The following is a 439-nucleotide window of genomic DNA, read 5'->3' as shown; positions in this document are numbered from 1 at the left end:
CTCAGTGCAGGAGGCTGCCCTGGAGTTCGGCGCGCAGGGCGGGGGTGAGGACGGCGCCGGCGCGGTCGACGAGCAGGGCCATCTCGTAGCCGACGAGGCCGATGTCGGAGTCGGGGGAGGCGAGGACGGCGAGGGAGGAGCCGTCGCTGATGGCCATCAGGAAGAGGAAGCCTCGTTCCATTTCGACCACGGTCTGGTTGACGTCGCCGCCCTCGAAGATCCGGCTGGCGCCGGAGGTGAGGGAGGTGAGGCCGGAGGCGACGGCGGCGAGCTGGTCGGCGCGGTCGCGGGGGAAGCCCTCGGACATGGCCAGCAGGAGTCCGTCGGCGGAGACCACCACCGTGTGCGACACCCCGGGGGTGTTGTCCACGAAATTGGTGATCAGCCAGTTCAGGTTCTGTGCGGCCTGGCTCATCTGACTCAACTCAACGCTCCTGGT

1 protein-coding gene is annotated in these 439 nt (G+C 68.8%); it reads right to left on the bottom strand.

The window, feature by feature from the left end; translation table 11 throughout:
* Position 1 precedes the first annotated feature (1 nt).
* The gene (locus ACQRUO_RS39730) at positions 2-415 is read right to left on the bottom strand and encodes a roadblock/LC7 domain-containing protein (RefSeq protein WP_184942492.1); all 414 of its coding nucleotides are present in this window, start codon (positions 413-415) and stop codon (positions 2-4) included.
* Positions 416-439: the final 24 nt, after the last annotated feature.

The organism is Kitasatospora sp. LaBMicrA B282, assembly GCF_050325825.1.
Taxonomy (GTDB): domain Bacteria; phylum Actinomycetota; class Actinomycetes; order Streptomycetales; family Streptomycetaceae; genus Kitasatospora.
This window is presented reverse-complemented; position numbering and strand designations above follow the sequence as displayed.